Source organism: Stenotrophomonas sp. CASM110, from assembly GCF_049384345.1.
Taxonomy (GTDB): domain Bacteria; phylum Pseudomonadota; class Gammaproteobacteria; order Xanthomonadales; family Xanthomonadaceae; genus Stenotrophomonas; species Stenotrophomonas muris.
Genome location: NZ_JBMRGI010000009.1, coordinates 100666 through 117753, shown reverse-complemented (window position 1 = coordinate 117753; position 17088 = coordinate 100666). Strand labels below are relative to the sequence as shown.

Genomic DNA, 17088 nt, shown 5'->3' with positions numbered 1-17088 from the left:
GTCAATGTTTTCCTGTGCAACGGCAAGAGGGGGCGTTGGGGGACTCGGGCACGGGGTCGAAGCCGCCGGGATGGAACGGGTGGCAGCGGCCCAGTCTGCGCGCAGCCAGCCAGCTGCCGCGCAGCGGGCCGTGCCGCGAGATCGCGTCCATCGCGTATTCAGAACAGCTCGGCACGAAACGGCAGCGGGGCCCCAGCAAGGGGCTGATGAAGCGCTTGTAGAAGCGCAGCAGGGCGATGAGCAGGCGCGAGATCACCCAGTCATCTTATGCCAGTTGGCATGAAGGCCGCATTTGTGCAGGATGGGCCGTTGGTCGCATGTCGCCGATGGCCTGCGACCGGTACCAGCACCGTCGGGTGCTGGCCAGGTTCCGTACCGCGCAAGGCGGTCCGTGTTCGTCGGACTGCCCATTGGGCGCCTTGGCTCCAGGACTGAATGGAGCAGGGTGCCGAGGTTGCTGCTGCGGGTCGGGTAGGCTATAAAGGCCCGCTTTCCCGGGCCCCGGGGAATCCAAGGAAGAGCGTTTCGTGGCTGCTAAAAAAACTGCAAAGAAGGCCGCAACGGCCGCCAAGAAAACCGCCAAGCCTGTTGTGAAGAAGTTGGCGGCAAAGCCCGTTGCCAAGAAGCCGGCGAGCAAGCCGGCGACCAAGGCAGCGTCCTCGCAACCGGCGGCCAGGAAGGCCACCGCAAAGAAAACGCCGGTCAAGGCAACCAAGCCGGTGGCGAAGAAGGCCGCTGCGCCCGCCAAGGCCAAGCCAGCCGCTGCCAGCAAGAAGGCGCCGGTGAAAAAGGCCGTCAGCAAGGCTGCGCCGGTGAAGAAGACCGTCGCCAAGCCGGTGGTCAAGAAGGCAGCAGCCAAGCCGGCGCCGAAGGCGGTGGTGAAGAAGGCTGCAGCCAAGCCGGTCGCCAAGCCGGCGGCAAAGAAGGTCGCTGCGGCCAAGCCGGTCGCCACGCCTGCCGCTGCAAAGAAGGTTGCCAAGAATGTTGCCGCACCGGCCGTAAAGCCGGCCCCGGCCCCAGTAGTGAAGTCCGCACCGAAGCCTGCTGCCAAGCCGGCTCCGGCCAAGCCTGTCCCGGCCAAGACCGTGGCAGTGGCAGCAGCCCAACCGGCCCCCAAGCCGGCCCCGGCCGCCGCTCCTGCCGCTTCGAAGGCCCCGCAATCCAAGAATCCCGTGCCCGTTTCGAAATCGCCTGCCAAAACCGCCGTGAAATCCGATTCCGCCCCGAAGACCGTGTCGCGCCCTGTCGGCAAGGTTGCCGTGGCCGTCGCCGCCCGCTCGGCAGCACCGGCCCCGCGCAGCAAGTACAAGGTGGTCGAATACAAGACCGACGAGGCCACCGGCCGCCCGATCCTGCCGGCTGGCTACAAGCCGTCCTCGGAAGAGGAATACATGAGCCCGCTGCAGCAGGAGTATTTCCGCCAGCGCCTGCAGAACTGGCGCGCGGACCTGGTGGAAGAGTCCAAGCAGACCATCGAGAACCTGCGCGAGGAAGTGCGTGACATCGGCGACGAAGCCGAGCGCGCGACCCGCGAAACCGAGAACTCGCTGGAACTGCGTACCCGCGACCGCTACCGCAAGCTGATCGGCAAGATCGACAGCACCCTGAAGCGCCTGGAAGCGGGCGACTACGGTTACTGCGTCGACACCGGCGAAGAAATCGGCCTGGAGCGCCTGGAGGCGCGCCTGACCGCCGAGCGCACCATCGATGCCCAGGAGCGTTGGGAGCATCTGCAGAAGCAGCAGGGCGACTGATTCCTGATCGTTGTCTGGTCATGCAGAAAACCCGGCTTCGGCCGGGTTTTTTGTTGGGTTCGAGTTGGCTGTGTAGAGCGCCTTCCGGGTATCGGGTGGAGCCTGCGGGTGGGTCCGATGTAGAGCCGAGCCCACGCTCGGCTCAGGCCGAAGCCGGAGGGCAAGGAAGAGCAAAAGCAAAAGCAAAGGCAGCCAAGCATGGCTTGGCTCTATCAGGAGCGGTCATGCGTGCGCTCGCGGCTGTTGGGTCCGCCTTGTAGCGAGCCGAGCACCGCAGGGGAATCAGGGGCGAAGAGGCGGCTCTATCCTGTAGAGCCGACTGCTGGTCGGCTGGCTCTCCGCGCCGTCCCCTGATTCACCGAGGAGCACAGGGCACCGGCGCGCAGCGCCGGCTCGCGGATGGCGGCGTGTTTCTTTGGTTACTTTTCTTTTCGCGCGAAAAGAAACGTGACACCCCACCGCGGTCGCGGAAAGAGCCCGCCGGGCATGGCCCGGCGCGTGGGCGCACGGAAATACGCAGCCGAGCATGGGCTCGGCTCTACAGGCTCACTGCAGGTCGCGAAGATTCAACTTCCGCAGCGTCGGGTTCTTCCACGCGGTGATCCCGGCCACGCTCAGCACCGCGAACCCGCCCAGCACCACGGCCGGTACCAGGCCGAGCAGCTTCGCCATCGTGCCGGCATAGAACGCGCCCAGCTCGTTGGACGAACTGATGAAGATGCCGTTGATCGACGATACGCGACCGCGCATTTCTTCCGGCGTGGCCAGCTGCAGGATGGTCGAGCGGATCACCACCGAGACGCCATCGAAGGCGCCGTAGAACAGCAGGATCAGCGCCGACAGCCAGAAGTGCTGCGACAGCCCGAAGCTGATCACGCACAGGCCGAAGCCGGCCACCGCGAACAGCAGCACGCGGCCGGCATTGCGGTGCAGCGGGTGGCGGGCCAGCCACAGGCCCACGCACACCGAGCCCAGCGCCGGCATCGCGCGCAGGATGCCCAGGCCTTCCGGGCCGTGGTGCAGGATTTCGTGCAGGAACGCCGGCAGCATCGCCACCACGCCGCCCAGCAGCACCGAGAACATGTCCAGCGCCATCGCGCCGACCATGATCCGGTTGCCGACCACGAAGCGCGCGCCTTCGGCGATGCTCTTGAAGATCGGCGCGGCAGGGCCGGTGTGCACCGGCTCCTCCACTTTCAGCGTGGCCAGACAGGCCATCGCCACCAGCGCGAAGGCGGTGGCCACCGCGTAGGACAGGCCCTTGCCACCGAAGCCGACCAGCACGCCGCCCAGTGCCGGGCCGGCGATCATGCCGGCCTGGAATACCACCGCGCCCAGGCCGGCGCCACGCGCGAACTGGTCACGGGCCAGTACGCGGGCGAACAGGGCGTTGTAGATCGGCGACAGGAAGGCGCGGACCATGCCGGTCAGCGCAATGGCTGCGTAGATCGGCCACACGCCGTCGATCGGCAGCCAGCCCATGGCCACGCTGGTCAATACCAGTGCGGTGGCGATCAGTCCGCAACAGGCGACCATGCCCAGGCGGCGGCGCGGCAGGTGATCCACCAGGTAACCGGCGAACGGCGCCACGCAGAAGAACGGCAGCACCTCGGCCAAGCCGATCAGGCCCAGCGAGAACGGATTGCGGGTGACTTCGTAGATGTGCCAGCCGACGGTGACCGCGACCACCTGGTAGGACAGCATCGCGAAGATGCGGTACGCCAGCAGCCTGGCGAAACCGGGCCGGGACAGCAGGCCCAGCGCGCTGTCTTCGGCTGTGGCAGGCTCGCTCACGACGGGTCGCGCTGCAGCTGGGCCTGCGCGGTCTCGCGGATGAAGGCCAGCATCGCCGCCACGCCGTTGCTGCGGGTCGGCGAGAGGTGGCGGGCCAGGCCGATGTCCTGGATGTAGCTCGGCTCGGTAGCCAGGATCTCCTGCGCCGAGCGCCCGGAGTACACACGCAGGGCCAGGAAGATCAGGCCGGAGACAATCGCCGAATCACTGATGGCATGGAAGCGCAGCGACTGCGCGTTGCCTTCGGGCACGATCCAGACCATCGACTGGCAGCCGAGCAGGCGATGCTCTTCGGTCTTCCATTCTTCCGGGAAGGCCGGCAGCTTGCGGCCGAGGTCGATCAGGTACTGGTAGCGCTCGGACCAGTCGCCGAAGAAGCCGAATTCCTCGGCGATGGCGGCCTGTGCCTCGGCGGCGGTGGGTTCAAGCGGGAACGGGGAGTCGGTCACAACAGTCTCTACGGTGGGGGCGTGGCCGGCGTACCGGCCACGGGGCAGGGCGGGTCAGCCGCGCTTGCGCGACCAGCGTACGCCCTGCGGGGTGTCTTCCAGCACGATGCCTTCGGCGGCCAGCTGGTCGCGGATGGCGTCGGAACGGGCGAAGTCGCGCGCCTTCTTGGCAGCGGCACGCTCATCGATCAGGCCCTGGATGCGGGCATCGTCGCCGCCGTCGCTGGCCGCAGTGCCGAACCACTGCGCTGGATCGGCCTGCAGCAGGCCCAGTGCCAGTCCGGCGCCGAGCAGTTCACCCTTCAGGCGCGCCTGCTCGGCCGGATCGGTGGCACGACGCGCATCGGCGGCGATGCGGGCCACTTCGGCCAGTGCCTGCGGGGTGTTCAGATCGTCATCCAGAGTCGCTTCGACCGTGGCCGGGATCGCAACGACCGCCTCGACTGACGCCAGTTCGCGCAAGGTGCCGTACAGGCGGTCCAGGGTGCGCACCGACTGTTCGATCAGGCCATCGGACCAGTCCAGCGGTTGCCGGTAGTGGGCCGACAGCAGGGCCAGGCGCAGTGCTTCCGGCGGGTGCTGGCGCACCAGGTCGTGCACGCGCTCGATGTTACCCAGCGACTTGCTCATCTTGGCGCCGCCGAAGTTGAGCATGCCGTTGTGCAGCCAGAAGCGGGCGAAGATCTTGCCGCCGTGGGCGCACTCGCTCTGCGCAAGCTCGTTCTCGTGGTGCGGGAACTGCAGGTCGACGCCGCCGGCATGGATGTCGATGGTCTCGCCCAGGTGGGCGGCGGCCATTGCCGAGCACTCGATGTGCCAGCCCGGGCGGCCACGGCCCCAGGGCGACGCCCAGCCGGGCAGGTCGTCGCTGGACGGCTTCCACAGCACGAAATCACCCGGATCACGCTTGTACGGGGCCACGTCGACACGGGCGCCGGCCAGCATTTCGTCCGGATCGCGGCGCGAGAGCTTGCCGTAGCCATCGAAGCTGGCCACCGCGAACAGCACGTGGCCTTCGGCAGCGTAGGCATGCCCGTTGGCGATCAGCTGCTCGATCATGGTGATGATCTGCGGAATGTGCGCGGTCACCTCCGGCTCGATGTCCGGCGGCACCACGCCCAGCGCGGCCATGTCCTCACGGTAGGCGGCGGCGAACCTGTCGGTGATGGTGCTGATCGGTACGCCCTGCTCGCGCGCGGCGGTGTTGATCTTGTCGTCCACGTCGGTGATGTTGCGCGCGTAGCGCAGGCCACCGAAACGGCGCCGCAGCAGGTCGGCCAGCACCCCGAACACCACCGGGCCACGGGCGTTGCCGATGTGCACGTAGTTGTAGACCGTCGGGCCGCACACATACAGGGTCGGACAGGCCGGATCGAGCGGGGTGAACGGTTCGAGCTGGCGAGTCAGGTTGTTGTGCAGGCGCAGGGTCATGGGGCTGTGGCTGGGGGACAAGCCTGTGATTTTAGAACGTGTCGGCCCCCTTTGGGGGCACCCGTTGCCACCGGTGGACGCCGGGGCCACCCGGGGTGGGGTGGGCAGGAGCGGCGTGGACGGGTAATGTTCAGCCCCTTGCGCTCGCCACTGCCTACACTATTGCCGTGTCCTTGCTCCCGTCGCCAATGAAATCCACCGCGTTGCTGACCCTGGCCTGCCTGTCGGCGCTGCCCGCCGTGGTGCTGGCGCAGGAGGCCGAGCCCCGCAACCGGGTGGTGATCGTTGAGAACGTGAAGTTCGACTACGCCCAGGTGCTGAACGTGGAGCCGGTGTTCCAGACCCTGCGCGCGACCCGCACCGAGGAGCACTGCGAGCCGGTGTCGACCCGGACCCTGGCCCCGGTGAACGTGACCGGCGAGGAACCGGTCGAGGACAAGGGCCGGATCAGCCGCTTCTGGGACTCGGTGCGCTCGATGTTCAAGCGCAGCGACGAAGAGGCCGTTGAGGAGCCCGGAGCCGAGACGCCGGCCCCGGCACCGGCCAACACTGGCCCGATGCTGACCCGCGACTGCCGCATCGTGCCGGTGGGGCGTGAATTCCGCCGGCCCATCGCCTACGACGTGGATTACGTCTACAAGGGCACCAAGTACCGTTCGCGGCTGCCGGAAGACCCCGGCAACCGGCTCAAGATCCGGGTGTCGATCACGCCCTGGGTCGGCCCGGAGCAGGGCACGGCCAGCAATCCCTGATTCTGGGACCCCGGCCCTTGCGCCGGCCTCGGCCGCATGCAAAGATGGTTGACCATGAAGCTCACCGACTTCCAGCACGACAGCAGCGCAGCCCGACAGGCGTCGGGCATGACCTCGCGTGCGCGTCGACCGGAACCCCACATCCTCGCTGGGTAACCGGAGCTTTTTGCTGTTCGTCCGAAAAAACCCAGCCCGCCGGCTGGGTTTTTTCGTTTCCGCGCTTCGAAAATGCATCTTCTGAAAGCTGCAACTGCAATCTTCCCGCTCCACCTTTGATTCCTGTTTTCCCTTCCACCGCGTCGAAACCGGCGCCGCCACGCAAGGAAAGATGATGTCCCCCAAGCACTTCCTGAACACCCAGGACTGGAGCCGCAGCGATCTCGACGCGCTGTTGACCCAGGCGGCGCTGTTCAAGCGCAACAAGCTCGGCGACCAGCTCAAGGGCAAGTCGATCGCGCTGGTGTTCTTCAACCCGTCCATGCGCACCCGCACCAGCTTCGAACTGGGCGCGTTCCAGCTCGGTGCCCACGCGGTGGTGCTGCAGCCGGGCAAGGATGCGTGGCCGATCGAGTTCAACCTCGGCACGGTGATGGACGGCGATACCGAAGAGCACATCGCTGAAGTGGCCAAGGTGCTGGGTCGCTACTGCGACATCATCGCCGTGCGTGCGTTCCCCAAGTTCATCGACTGGGCCTACGACCGCCAGGACATCGTCCTCAACAGCTTCGCCAGGTACTCGCCGGTGCCGGTCATCAACATGGAGACCATCACCCACCCGTGCCAGGAGCTGGCCCACATCATGGCCCTGCAGGAGCACTTCGGCACCCAGGACCTGCGTGGCAAGAAGTACGTGCTGACCTGGACCTACCACCCCAAGCCGCTGAACACCGCCGTTGCCAATTCGGCGCTGACCATCGCCACCCGCATGGGCATGGACGTGACCCTGCTGTGCCCGACCGCCGACTACATCCTCGACGAGCGTTACATGGGCTGGGCCGAGCAGAACGTGGCCGAGAGCGGCGGCTCGCTGAAGATCAGCCATGACATCGACAGCGCCTACGCCGGCGCCGACGTGGTCTACGCCAAGAGCTGGGGCGCGCTGCCGTTCTTCGGCAACTGGGAACCGGAGAAGCCGATCCGCGACCAGTTCAAGCACTTCATCGTGGACGAGCGGAAGATGGCGCTGACCAACAATGGTGTGTTCAGCCACTGCCTGCCGCTGCGCCGCAACGTGAAGGCCACCGACGCGGTGATGGATTCGCCGCAGTGCATCGCCATCAACGAAGCCGAGAACCGCCTGCACGTGCAGAAGGCGATCATGGCGGCGGTTGCCGGGCGCTAGATCGAACAAGGGGTAGAGCCGACCGTTGGTCGGCTGCTCCCGCAGCGGCGCATCCAATATTCCAGCCGACCAACGGTCGGCTCTACCGAATTCCCATCCCCCAAGTGGACCTGACCCCCATGAGCAACAAAGACGTCGTTCTCGCCTTCTCCGGCGGCCTGGATACCAGCTTCTGCGTGCCGTACCTGCAGGAGCGCGGTTACAACGTGCACACCGTGTTCGCCGACACCGGCGGCGTCGATGATGAAGAGCGTGACTTCATCGAGAAGCGCGCCGCCGAACTGGGCGTGGCGAGCCACCTCACCGTCAACGGTGGCCCGGCCATCTGGGAAGGCTTCGTCAAGCCGTTCGTGTGGGCCGGCGAAGGCTACCAGGGCCAGTACCCGCTGCTGGTCTCGGACCGCTACCTGATCGTCGATGCCGCGCTGAAGCGTGCTGCCGAGCTGGGCACCAACATCATCGCCCACGGTTGCACCGGCATGGGCAACGACCAGGTCCGCTTCGACCTGGCCGTGAAGGCGCTGGGCGACTACCAGATCATCGCGCCGATCCGCGAGATCCAGAAGGAACACACCCAGACCCGCGCCTACGAGCAGAAGTACCTGGAAGAGCGTGGCTTCGGCGTGCGCGCCAAGCAGCAGGCCTACACCATCAACGAGAACCTGCTGGGCCTGACCATGTCCGGCGGCGAGATCGACCGGTGGGAAGCCCCGGGCGAGGGCGCGCGTGGCTGGTGCGCACCGCGCAGCGAGTGGCCGGAGCAGGCCCTGACCGTGACCCTGAAGTTCGTTGAAGGCGAAGCCGTCGAACTGGACGGCAAGGCGCTGCCGGGCGACCAGATCCTGGCCCAGCTCAACAAGCTGTTCGCCCCGTACGGCGTGGGCCGCGGCGTCTACACCGGCGACACCGTGATCGGCCTGAAGGGCCGCATCGTGTTCGAGGCCCCGGGCCTGGTTTCGCTGCTGGCCGCACACCGTGCGCTGGAAGATGCGGTGCTGACCAAGCAGCAGAACCGCTTCAAGCCGGACGTGGCACGCAAGTGGGTGGAGCTGGTGTACGAAGGCTTCTACCACGACCCGCTGAAGACCGACATCGAAGCCTTCCTGAAGTCCTCGCAGGCCAAGGTCAACGGCGAAGTGGTGCTGGAAACCCGTGGTGGCCGCGTCGATGCGGTGGCCGTGAAGTCGCCGCACCTGCTCAACACCAAGGGCGCCACCTACGCGCAGTCGGCCGACTGGGGCGTGGAGGAGGCTGAAGGCTTCATCAAGCTGTTCGGGATGAGCTCCACTGTCTATGCGCAGGTCAATCGCGGTTGACCTGTGACGGGGTGCCGGCCGCTGGCCGGCGCCTCGCAACGTCGATGGAGGGTAGTGCCGGCCGCTGGCCGGCTCGTGGCACGGCTGGATCATTGCGGAGCCGGCCAGCGGCCGGCACTACCGATTTCGAACCCTACGGATATTCAGACACATGCTTGAACAGACGCTCGATCACCTGCAGGCCCTGGTGTCCTTCGACACCCGCAACCCGCCGCGTGCGATCACCACCGGTGGCATCTTCGATTACCTGCGCGACAACCTGCCCGGCTTCAACGTCGAGGTGATCGACCATGGCGCGGGCGCAGTCAGCCTGTACGCCGTGCGCGGGACGCCGAAGTACCTGTTCAACGTGCACCTGGACACCGTGCCGGACTCGCCGCACTGGAGTGCCGACCCGCATGTGATGCGCCGCCTGGACGACCGCGTGGTCGGCCTGGGCGTGTGTGACATCAAGGGCGCCGCCGCTGCGCTGGTGGCGGCGGCCAATGCCAGCGATGGCGATGCCGCCTTCCTGTTCTCCAGTGACGAGGAAGCCAACGATCCGCGCTGTATCGCCGCGTTCCTGGCCCGTGGCCTGCCGTATGAAGCGGTGCTGGTGGCCGAGCCGACCATGAGCGAAGCGGTGCTGGCGCATCGTGGCATCAGCTCGGTGCTGATGCAGTTCGCCGGCCGCGCCGGCCATGCGTCCGGCAAGCAGGACGCGGCCGCCAGCGCGCTGCACCAGGCCATGCGCTGGGGCAACCGTGCACTGGACCATGTGGAATCGCTGGCCTCGGCCCGCTTCGGCGGGCTGACCGGGCTGCGCTTCAACATCGGTCGCGTCGAAGGCGGGATCAAGGCCAACATGATCGCACCGGCTGCTGAGGTGCGCTTCGGGTTCCGCCCGCTGCCGTCGATGGACATCGATGGCCTGCTGGCGACCTTCGCCGGTTTCGCCGAACCGGAAGCCGCCGTTTTCACCGAAACGTTCCGCGGCCCCAGCCTGCCGGCCGGTGACATCGCCGAGGCCGAGAACCGCCGCCTGCTGGCGCGCGATGTGGCCGATGCGCTGGAGCTGCCGATCGGCAACGCGGTGGACTTCTGGACCGAGGCCTCGCTGTTCTCCGCCGGTGGCTACACCACGCTGGTGTTCGGCCCGGGCGACATCGCCCAGGCCCACACCGCTGATGAGTTCGTGACGCTGGAGCAGCTGCAGCGCTACACCGACGCCGTGCATCGCATCATCGCCGCCGACGCCTGATCGACCCTACAACGCCGCCCGGCCCTGGCCGGGTGGAACTGCAACGCGGCGACCGCCGCCTGTGACGAAACCGAAATGTCTCCTGCCCTCCAGCCCCACCGCCAGACCCGCCAGACCATCGTGCGCCTGCTTTCCAGCATGGCCAGCGCGAAGGAGATCAGCCAGTACCTCAAGCGCTTCTCGCAGCTGGACGCCAAGCGCTTCGCCGTGGTCAAGGTCGGCGGCGCGGTGCTGCGCGACGACCTCGACGCGCTGACCTCTTCGCTGTCGTTCCTGCAGGAAGTCGGGCTGACCCCGATCGTGCTGCACGGTGCCGGCCCGCAGCTGGATGCCGAACTGTCGGCCGCCGGCATCGAGAAGCAGACCGTCAACGGCCTGCGCGTGACGTCGCCGGAAGCGCTGGCGATCGTGCGCCGGGTGTTCCAGCAGTCCAACCTGCGCCTGGTCGAGGCGCTGCAGCAGAACGGAGCGCGCGCCACCTCGATCACCGGCGGCGTGTTCGAGGCCGAGTACCTGGACGTGGACACCTACGGCCTGGTCGGCGAGGTGAAGAAGGTCAACCTGGCACCGATCGAGGCCAGCCTGCGTGCCGGGTCGATCCCGGTCATCACCAGCCTGGGCGAGACCGCTGGCGGCCAGATCCTCAACGTCAACGCCGACTTCGCCGCCAACGAGCTGGTGCAGGAACTGCAGCCATACAAGATCATCTTCCTGACCGGCACTGGCGGCCTGCTGGACGAGCAGGGCAACGTGATCGATTCGATCAACCTGTCCACCGAGTACGACCACCTGATCGCGCAGCCGTGGATCCACGGCGGCATGAAGGTGAAGATCGAACAGATCAAGGATCTGCTCGATCGCCTGCCGCTGGAATCGTCGGTGTCGATCACGCGCCCGGCCGATCTGGCCAAGGAACTGTTCACCCACAAGGGGTCGGGCACGCTGGTGCGCAAGGGCGAGAAGGTGCTGCGCGCCACCGCCTGGAACGAGCTGGACCTGCCGCGCCTGAAGGGCCTGATCGAATCCAGCTTCGGCCGCACCCTGGTGCCGGAGTACTTCGAAAAGACGAAGCTGCTGCGCGCCTACGTCAGCGAGAACTACCGCACCGCGGTGATCCTCACCGACGAGGCCGAGGGCGTGTACCTGGACAAGTTCGCCGTGCTCGACGATGCGCAGGGCGAGGGCCTGGGCCGCGCGGTCTGGAACGTGATGCTGGAGGAAACCCCGCAGCTGTTCTGGCGTTCGCGCCATGGCAATCCGATCAACCACTTCTATTACGCTGAATCCGACGGCTGCTACAAGCAGGACCACTGGAAGGTGTTCTGGTTCGGCGCCGACGGCATCGACCGGATCAAGACCTATGTCGACCATTGCGCCCGGCGCGCGCCGAGCCTGCAGGGCTGAACACATGAACCATGCTGACTGGACCAAGGTCCCTACGCTGGCGGGCACCCATGCGCGGCTGGAGCCGCTGCAGATGGGGCATATCGATGGCCTGCGCGGCGCGCTTGGCGATGGCGCGTTGTCCAGGCTCTGGTACACCCAGGTGCCCGATGCGAAGACCATGGCCGGCTACGTGCAGGCAGCGCTGCAGGCGCAGGCCGAAGGCAGGGTGCTGCCGTTCGTGGTGTTCGATGCCAACGACCAGATTGTCGGCACCACCCGCTACTACGATCTGCAAGCGGACGTGCCGCGCCTGAGTATCGGTTACACCTGGTATGGCGAGTCTGCGCAACGCACCGGGGTCAACACCGAGACCAAGCTGATGCTGCTCAGCCACGCGTTCGAGCGGTTGCAGTGCCTGAGCGTCGTGTTCGAGACCAGCTGGTTCAACTTCACTTCGCGCACCGCCATCGCACGCCTCGGCGCCAAGCAGGATGGCGTGCTGCGCAACCACAAGCGGCACGCCGACGGCACGCCGCGCGACACCGTCATCTTCTCCATCATCGATGCGGAATGGCAGGGCGTGAAGCGCCACCTGCAGTACCGCCTGGACAGCCACGCATGAACGATTCGACTTTCACCCTGGGCATCGTCGGGGCCCGCGGCCATACCGGCGCCGAGCTGATCAAGCTGGTGGCCGCCCATCCGCGCCTGGAACTGGCCTTCGTCTCCTCGCGCGAGCGCGCCGGGCAGCGCCTGTCCGACCACCACCCGGAGTTCCAGGGCGAGCTGCAGTACGAGAACCTGGATGCCGACGCGGTGGCCGCCAAAGCCGTGGACGCGGTGATCCTGGCCCTGCCCAACGGCCTGGCCGCACCGTTCGTGGCCGCGCTTGAAGCCGCCAAGCCGGACACCGTCATCGTCGATCTCTCGGCCGACTACCGCTTCGACAACAGCTGGTATTACGGCCTGCCGGAGCTGACCCGCGGCCGCTACAACGGCCAGAAGCACATCAGCAACCCGGGCTGCTATGCCACGGCGATGCAGCTGGCGGTGCATCCGCTGCTGGACCTGCTGGCCGGCCCGCCGCAGTGCTTCGGTGTCTCCGGCTACTCCGGTGCCGGTACCACGCCGTCGGACAAGAACAACGTCGAACTGCTGGCCGACAACCTGATGCCGTATGCGCTGACCAACCACGTGCACGAGCGCGAGGTGTCGGTGCAGCTGGGCGTGGCCGTCGAGTTCATGCCGCACGTCGCGCCGCATTTCCGCGGCATCACGCTGACCGCCAACCTGTGGCTGAACCGCGTGCAGACCCGCGAACAGATCGTCGAGCGCTTCCAGCAGGCCTATGCCGGCGAACCCCTGATCGAAGTGGTGGATGAAGCGCCGTGGGTCAGCCGCATCGCCGGCCGCCACGGTGCCCAGGTCGGTGGCTTCACCCTGGCCCCGGGCGGCAAGCGGGTGGTGGTGGTGGCGACCCTGGACAACCTGCTCAAGGGCGCGGCCACCCAGGCCATGCAGAACCTCAACCTTGCGCTGGGCATCGACGAACTGACGTCGATCCCGCACTGAACACGCCTTCCGGAGCCCCCATGGCAGACCTTCTTTGGCAGAAGCCCGGCGTCGCTGTCGACGCCCAGATCCAGACCTTCCTCGCCGGCGACGACGTGATCCTCGACCGCGAGTTCTTCCTGCATGACATCGCTGCCAGCGCCGCGCATGCGCAGGGCCTGCAGCACATCGGCATCCTCAGCGCCGACGAGCTGGCAGGCCTGCTGCGCGAGCTCGACGTGCTGGCGCAGGATTTCCGTGAAGGCCGCTTCGTGCTGGATACGCAGTACGAAGACGGTCACTCAGCAATCGAAGCGCGTTTGACCGAACGCCTCGGCGACGCTGGCCGCAAGATCCACACCGGCCGCAGCCGCAATGACCAGATCCTGGTCGCCACCCGCCTGTGGCTGAAGGAGAAGCTGCTGCGCGTGGCCGGGCTCAGCACCGACGTGGCCAAGATCGCGCTGGACCGTGCGCAGGCCGAGAAGGACCTGCCGATTCCCGGCTATACCCATATCCAGCGCGCCGTGGTCTCTTCGGCCGGCATGTGGTGGGCCGGATGGGCCGAGGCCTTCATCGACAACGCCATCCGCGCCCGTGACACCCATGCGCTGGTCGACGCCAATCCGCTCGGCACCGCCGCCGGCTACGGGGTGAACCTGCCGCTGGACCGCGAGCACACCACGGCCGCGCTCGGTTTCGCGCGCATGCAGATCTCGCCGATCTACGCACAGCTGTCGCGCGGCAAGTTCGAGCTGGCCGCGCTGGAAGCGCTCGGTGGCGCTACGCTGGACCTGCGCCGCATCGCCTGGGACCTGTCGCTGTTCACCAGCGCCGAGTTCGGCTTCGTCGCGCTGCCGGCGCAGTACACCACCGGCAGTTCGATCATGCCCAACAAGCGCAACCCGGACGTGATCGAGCTGATGCGTGCGACCCACGCCAGCGTCGCCGCCGCGCGCACCGAGATCGAGCAGCTGCTGTCGCTGCCTTCGGGTTATCACCGTGACCTGCAGTCGTCCAAGGGCGCCATCTTCCACGGCTTCGGCCGTGGCCTGGCCGCGCTGGAACTGCTGCCGGCGCTGCTGGCCAATCTGGAGTGGCGTGACGACAGGCTGCGCGCAGCGATCGATTCGGGCATGTATGCCACCGACGTCGCCGTGGAAGCGGCGGTGGCCGGTGTGCCGTTCCGCGAGGCCTACAAGGCCGCTGCAGCCGGTGCCGACAGCGCAGGGCAGGGACGTACCCCGGAAGGCAGCCTGGCTGCGCGTGTATCGCCGGGCTCGGCTGCCGATCTGCGCCTGGACGAACTGCGCGCACGCTGGCAGGCGCTGTCCTGATGGCGGGCACTGTCTATCTGGTGATGGCGATGCGCCGGCCGGACTTCAACGATGCGGCGGTGCAGCCGCACCGCGATTTCCTCGAGGCGTTGCAGGCACAGGGAAAGCTGCAGCTGACCGGTGGTTTCGCCGATGGCAGCGGTGGCGCCTATGTGCTGTGCAATGTCGAGAGCCTGGAACAGGCGCGGGCCATCGTCGCCACCGATCCGCTGGTGACGATGCACGCTTCCGAGCTGACCGTGCACGAATGGAATACCCGCTGAGGCCCTGACCGATGACCCTGCACGCCGCCACCGTCGCTTCGCCGTTCCCGCAACAGGCGCTGCCGCCATGGCGGCGTGCGGTGCTGAAGGTTGGCAGCAGCCTGCTGGCGGCCGATGGTGGCGGCCTGTCGCCACGCCACGCGCTGGGCCTGGCCCAGTTTGTATCCGCCAACGTACTGGCTGGGCGCGAGGTGGTGATCGTCTCCTCCGGCGCGGTTGCGGCGGGGCGCGCGATCCTGCCGCGGGCCGATGAACCCGGTGCGGCGATGGCGGCGCGGCAGGCCCTGGCCGCGCTCGGCCAGGCGCAGCTGATCGGGCTCTGGCAGCGCTTCTTCGAGCGCCCGGTGGCGCAGGTGCTGCTGACCCACGACGACCTGCGCAACCGCCGCCGCTACCTCAATGCACGCGCCACGCTGAGCGAACTGCTGCGGCTGGGTGCGCTGCCGGTGGTCAACGAGAACGACACCGTATCGGTGGACGAGCTCAAGCTCGGTGACAACGACAACCTGGCCGCGACCGTGGCCGCGCTGGTCGATGCCGATGCACTGTTCATCGCCACCGACATCGACGGCCTGTACAGCGCAGATCCGCGCACCGTGGCCGACGCGCGGCCACTGCACGACGTGCCGGAACTGAGTGACGATGTGCTGGCGATGGCCGGCGGCGCCGGCTCGCGCGCCGGCACCGGCGGCATGCGTACCAAGCTGGAGGCGGCGGCCAAGGCGGGCCGCCTCGGCATCGAGACCTACCTGTTCAACGGCCGCAGCAGCGATGTGGTGCGCGCGCTGGCGCAGGACCGCCTGTTCGGCACCCGCATCCACGCCGCACGCAGCCGCGAGGCTGCCCGCAAGCACTGGCTGCGGCACGCGCCGCTGGCCGAGGGCGCGATCGTCGTCGATGCCGGTGCGGCACAGGCGATGCGGGAGAAGGGCGCCTCGCTGCTGCCCGGCGGCATCACCGCTGCCGAGGGGGCATTCCGCCGCGGCGACATGGTGCAGGTGTGCTGGATCGCACCGCAGGGGCGTGTCTGTGTCGCCCGCGGCGTCAGCCAGTACGCGGCCGACGACGTGCGCCGGATCGCCGGCCATCATTCGCGCGACATCCAGGCCGTGCTGGGCTACAACTACGGTGGTAGCGTCGTCCATCGTGACGACCTGGTGCTGCCATGACCGGTTTGAAGGACACCCCGATGAGCGAAATCGAAGCCCAGGCGCGCGCCTGCCGTGATGCAGCGCAGATCGTTGCCGGCCTGGACAGTGCGGCGCGACGCACGCTGCTGCTGGCGATGGCGCAGGCCCTGGAAGTAAATGCCGGACTGATCCTGGCCGGCAACGCACGCGACCTCGCCGCCGCGCGCGACAAGGGCGTTGGCAGTGCCATGCTCGACCGCCTCGCACTGGACCCGCCGCGGCTGTTCGCGATGGCCGAGGCGGTGCGCGAGGTGGCCGCGCTGCCTGACCCGGTCGGCCAGGTGACGCGCGACGACGTACGTCCCAACGGCATCCGCGTGCAGAAGGTGCGCGTGCCGCTGGGCGTGATCGCGATGATCTATGAGGCGCGCCCGAACGTGACGGCCGAAGCCGCCGCGCTGTGCCTGAAGGCCGGCAATGGCGTGATCCTGCGCGGTGGTTCCGAAGCGATCCACTCCAATACCGCCATCGCCCAGGCGCTGGCCGGTGCATTGAAGGCCAACGGCGTACCGCCGGCGGCGGTGACCGTGCTCACCGACCTGCGCCGCGAGGCGATGCTGGAACTGCTGCAGCTGCATGAGCTGATCGACCTGGCCATTCCGCGTGGCGGCGAAGGCCTGATCCGTTTCGTGGCCGAGCACGCGCGCGTGCCGGTGATCAAGCATTACAAGGGGGTGTGCCACCTGTTCGTGGACGCCAGCGCCGACCTCGGCAAGGCCATCGACCTGCTGGTGGACGGCAAGTGCAGCCGGCCGGCGGCGTGCAATTCGCTGGAGACGCTGCTGGTGCACCGCGCCGTGGCTGACGCGTTCCTGCCGCGCGTGGCGCAGGCGCTGGGTGAGCGTGGGGTGCAGCTGCGCGCCGATGCGCAGGCGCAGCCGTTGCTGCCGGGCAGCACGGCGGCGACCGAGGAGGATTACGCCGCCGAGTTCCTCGATCTGGTGCTGGCGGTGCGCGTGGTCGATGATCTTGATGCAGCCATCGCGCACATCCGCACCTATACCTCCGACCACACCGAAGTGATCGCCACCGAGGACACCGGCCACGCCGAGCGCTTCGTCAACGCGCTGCGCTCGGCGGTGGTGATGGTCAACGCTTCGTCGCGCTTCTCCGATGGTGGCCAGCTGGGCCTGGGCAGTGAGATCGGTATTTCCACCACGCGCCTGCACGCCTACGGCCCGATGGGCTTGGAAGCCCTCACCGTTGAACGATTTGTCGTGCGCGGCGAAGGGCAGACGCGTACATAAGTGGATCCACGCCGCGCGAAGGTCGGCAGCTACCAG

16 protein-coding genes are annotated in these 17088 nt (G+C 67.4%); 12 read left to right on the top strand and 4 right to left on the bottom strand.

Annotated elements, in window-relative coordinates:
- Window position 1: 1 nt before the first annotated feature.
- The gene (gene yidD / locus VG561_RS10095) at window positions 2-256 is read right to left on the bottom strand and encodes a membrane protein insertion efficiency factor YidD (RefSeq protein ID WP_014037867.1); all 255 of its coding nucleotides are present in this window, start codon (window positions 254-256) and stop codon (window positions 2-4) included.
- A 271-nt stretch (window positions 257-527) separates the two neighbouring features.
- On the opposite strand from yidD, the gene dksA reads away from it, so the two are divergent.
- On the top strand, window positions 528-1754 hold the full coding sequence (gene dksA / locus VG561_RS10090; RefSeq protein ID WP_014647794.1) for an RNA polymerase-binding protein DksA: 1227 nt from the start codon (window positions 528-530) through the stop codon (window positions 1752-1754).
- A gap of 546 nt (window positions 1755-2300) precedes the next feature.
- Here dksA and VG561_RS10085 read toward each other — a convergent pair.
- The 3 genes from VG561_RS10085 to cysS are packed head-to-tail and all read right to left on the bottom strand — an operon-like array spanning window position 2301 to window position 5428.
- Window positions 2301-3548 carry an MFS transporter gene (locus VG561_RS10085; protein ID WP_032956128.1) on the bottom strand — a complete coding sequence of 416 codons (1248 nt, stop codon included), beginning with the start codon at window positions 3546-3548 and terminating at the stop codon, window positions 2301-2303.
- Window positions 3545-3997: a SufE family protein gene (locus VG561_RS10080; RefSeq protein ID WP_014647792.1), complete on the bottom strand. Its 453-nt coding sequence runs from the start codon at window positions 3995-3997 to the stop codon at window positions 3545-3547. The genes VG561_RS10085 and VG561_RS10080 overlap by 4 nt, the downstream gene beginning before the upstream one ends.
- A 54-nt stretch (window positions 3998-4051) precedes the next feature.
- Window positions 4052-5428 (bottom strand): cysteine--tRNA ligase, encoded by a 1377-nt coding sequence (gene cysS / locus VG561_RS10075; protein WP_014647791.1) that lies wholly within the window; start codon window positions 5426-5428, stop codon window positions 4052-4054.
- Between the two features lie 188 nt (window positions 5429-5616).
- Here cysS and VG561_RS10070 point away from each other — a divergent pair, with 188 nt between their 5' ends.
- From VG561_RS10070 to VG561_RS10020, 11 genes are all read left to right on the top strand, one after another.
- The gene (locus tag VG561_RS10070; protein WP_014647790.1) at window positions 5617-6180 is read left to right on the top strand and encodes a hypothetical protein; all 564 of its coding nucleotides are present in this window, start codon (window positions 5617-5619) and stop codon (window positions 6178-6180) included.
- Between the two features lie 331 nt (window positions 6181-6511).
- Window positions 6512-7522 carry an N-acetylornithine carbamoyltransferase gene (locus VG561_RS10065; protein WP_014647788.1) on the top strand — a complete coding sequence of 337 codons (1011 nt, stop codon included), beginning with the start codon at window positions 6512-6514 and terminating at the stop codon, window positions 7520-7522.
- 119 nt (window positions 7523-7641) lie between these two features.
- On the top strand, window positions 7642-8838 hold the full coding sequence (locus VG561_RS10060; protein WP_014647787.1) for an argininosuccinate synthase: 1197 nt from the start codon (window positions 7642-7644) through the stop codon (window positions 8836-8838).
- A 151-nt stretch (window positions 8839-8989) separates the two neighbouring features.
- A complete protein-coding gene (locus tag VG561_RS10055) occupies window positions 8990-10078 on the top strand; it encodes an acetylornithine deacetylase (protein ID WP_423179557.1) in 1089 nt (362 codons plus the stop codon).
- Window positions 10079-10153: 75 nt separating this feature from the next.
- Window positions 10154-11482, top strand: coding sequence for an acetylglutamate kinase (locus tag VG561_RS10050; protein WP_014037858.1), 1329 nt, complete (start codon window positions 10154-10156; stop codon window positions 11480-11482).
- Between the two features lie 4 nt (window positions 11483-11486).
- The gene (locus tag VG561_RS10045; RefSeq protein WP_014647784.1) at window positions 11487-12086 is read left to right on the top strand and encodes a GNAT family N-acetyltransferase; all 600 of its coding nucleotides are present in this window, start codon (window positions 11487-11489) and stop codon (window positions 12084-12086) included.
- On the top strand, window positions 12083-13036 hold the full coding sequence (gene argC, locus VG561_RS10040; protein ID WP_046431732.1) for an N-acetyl-gamma-glutamyl-phosphate reductase: 954 nt from the start codon (window positions 12083-12085) through the stop codon (window positions 13034-13036). The genes VG561_RS10045 and argC overlap by 4 nt, the downstream gene beginning before the upstream one ends.
- Window positions 13037-13056: 20 nt before the next feature.
- Window positions 13057-14352: an argininosuccinate lyase gene (gene argH / locus VG561_RS10035; RefSeq protein WP_014647782.1), complete on the top strand. Its 1296-nt coding sequence runs from the start codon at window positions 13057-13059 to the stop codon at window positions 14350-14352.
- Window positions 14352-14615, top strand: a complete 264-nt coding sequence (locus VG561_RS10030; RefSeq protein ID WP_014647781.1) for a YciI family protein — start codon at window positions 14352-14354, stop codon at window positions 14613-14615. Before argH ends, VG561_RS10030 begins: the two co-directional genes overlap by 1 nt.
- A gap of 11 nt (window positions 14616-14626) precedes the next feature.
- The gene (gene proB, locus VG561_RS10025; RefSeq protein ID WP_014647780.1) at window positions 14627-15784 is read left to right on the top strand and encodes a glutamate 5-kinase; all 1158 of its coding nucleotides are present in this window, start codon (window positions 14627-14629) and stop codon (window positions 15782-15784) included.
- On the top strand, window positions 15781-17052 hold the full coding sequence (locus tag VG561_RS10020) for a glutamate-5-semialdehyde dehydrogenase (protein ID WP_014647779.1): 1272 nt from the start codon (window positions 15781-15783) through the stop codon (window positions 17050-17052). The genes proB and VG561_RS10020 overlap by 4 nt, the downstream gene beginning before the upstream one ends.
- The last annotated feature ends 36 nt before the right edge of the window (window positions 17053-17088 follow it).